Raw genomic sequence first — 1,728 nt, forward strand, 5'->3', positions numbered from 1 at the left:
GCCTCCGGCCCGGGAATTCACGGCCGACCGGTAGCACATCGCCGCGCCCCGCCCCATCCGCCCGGCGGGGGCTACCGGGGCCTGCCAAGGGCCTTGCCGGGAGCGGTTGCCTTGGAACCATTAAGACCTGTAGGGGGGAGCCCACCGCCATCGGCGGCGAAAGGGGCGGGAGACGGGCTTGCCGGCGGTTGTGTCGAGTGTGGTACCGAAACCGTTGCGCCGATGGTGGAAACGGCGGTTCGGAGGACAGCCGCAGATCCGCACCGCCATGGGGCGCATCGATGCCTGCTCGCCGGCCTTCCTGACCGGCTGGTGCGTCGATGCGCGCGGCGCGCCCAGCGCCATCGATGTCTTCGTCAACGGCACGCATCTCCTGCGGGCCGCGCCCAATCACCGCCGCGACGACCTCACCGCCCTCGGGCTCCCCGCCGAATGCGGCTTCGTCGTGCTCTACCCCGAGCCCCTGACGCTGAACGACGTGCTGGAGGTCCGCGCCGCCGACGGGCAGCCTCTCGACGGCTCGCCCAACACCCATCACCGCGAGCGCCTGAGCCGCCTGCTCGACGGCATCGATCAAGCCACCATGAGCGGGCTCGAACTCGGCCCCCTCGACCGCCCGACCCTGTCCAAGGCGCGCGGGCCGCTGGCCTATATCGACCATGCCCTGACCGAGGAGCTGCGGGCGAAATACACCGGCAGCCCGGCGGCGATGGTCGATCTCGACCGGATCCAGACGGTCGATTACGCGTGGCCCTCCGGCTCGCTGCGGGCGCGCATCCCGGACGGCAAGCTGTTCGATTACGCCGTGGCGGTGCACGTGATGGAGCACGTGGCCGACCCGATCGGCTGGCTCGGCCACCTCGCCGAGGTGATCCGGCCGGGCGGCGTGATCTCCCTGGCGCTGCCGGAGCGCTCGCTCTGCTTCGACCACCGCCGCGAGCTGACGCGGCCGGCCGACCTGATCGATGCCTGGATCGCAAGGCTCGACCGGCCGAGCCCGCGCCACGTCTTCGACCACGTCGCCTTCGTCTCGCCGCTCCATCTCGGCAACGACCTGCCGGCCCTGCCCGACCGCGAGCGGCTCGAACAGGCGCTCGCCGCCGCCCGCCTGACGGCGGGGGGGCAGTATGTCGATGCCCATTGCAACGTCTTCACCGTCGCCTCCTTCCGCCAATGCTGGGCGGTGATCGACGCCCTGCGGCTGCTGCCGCTCGAGCTCGTCAAGGTCCACGATCCCTATCCCGGCGGCGACGAGTTCATCGTCAACCTGCGCCGGATCTGACGGCCCGGCCCCCGCGTTCGGCACGAGCGCATCGCTTTCGTTGTCGCATCGTCCTTTTCCGAAAGCCGAAGGGCACCTTTCGGGACGATGCTCTCAGACTGTCGAGGAAGGACGGACTCCCGTGTCCGACACGGCCACCGATCACATCCATGTCGGCAAGGACGGCTGGCTGTTCGTCGTCGCCGGCAGCAACAACGTCATCGCGCAGTTCAACGAATCGGGCTTCATGGCCCATCAGACCGAGCTGTGGCGCCAGCTCATCGCCGCCCGCGCGGAGCGGGCGCGGGGGCTCGGCATCGCCTACCGCCACGTCGTCGTGCCGGAAAAGCTCTGCATCTACGAGAACTTCGTGGACGGGATCGCGGTCGACCACCGCCTCTCCCCCGCCCGGCGCCTGATCCGCGGCCTGCCCCGGCGCCACCCGCTCGCCCGGCTGAAGGGGTGGC

1 protein-coding gene and 1 pseudogene are annotated in these 1,728 nt (G+C 70.4%); both read left to right on the forward strand.

The window, feature by feature from the left end; all coding sequences use genetic code 11:
* Window positions 1–268 precede the first annotated feature (268 nt).
* Window positions 269–1,282 carry a methyltransferase domain-containing protein gene (locus MZTS_RS24485; protein WP_009865731.1) on the forward strand — a complete coding sequence of 338 codons (1,014 nt, stop codon included), beginning with the start codon at window positions 269–271 and terminating at the stop codon, window positions 1,280–1,282.
* A 121-nt stretch (window positions 1,283–1,403) separates the two neighbouring features.
* Window positions 1,404–1,728: pseudogene (locus MZTS_RS24490) on the forward strand (hypothetical protein); the annotation flags it as partial.

The organism is Methylorubrum zatmanii (assembly GCF_014845115.1).
GTDB lineage: Bacteria > Pseudomonadota > Alphaproteobacteria > Rhizobiales > Beijerinckiaceae > Methylobacterium > Methylobacterium zatmanii.

Bases quoted from the DNA above. Each gene is read 5' to 3' on its own strand.
- MZTS_RS24485 (WP_009865731.1), top strand. From the start codon at position 269: ATGGGGCGCATCGATGCCTGCTCGCCGGCCTTCCTGACCGGCTGGTGC.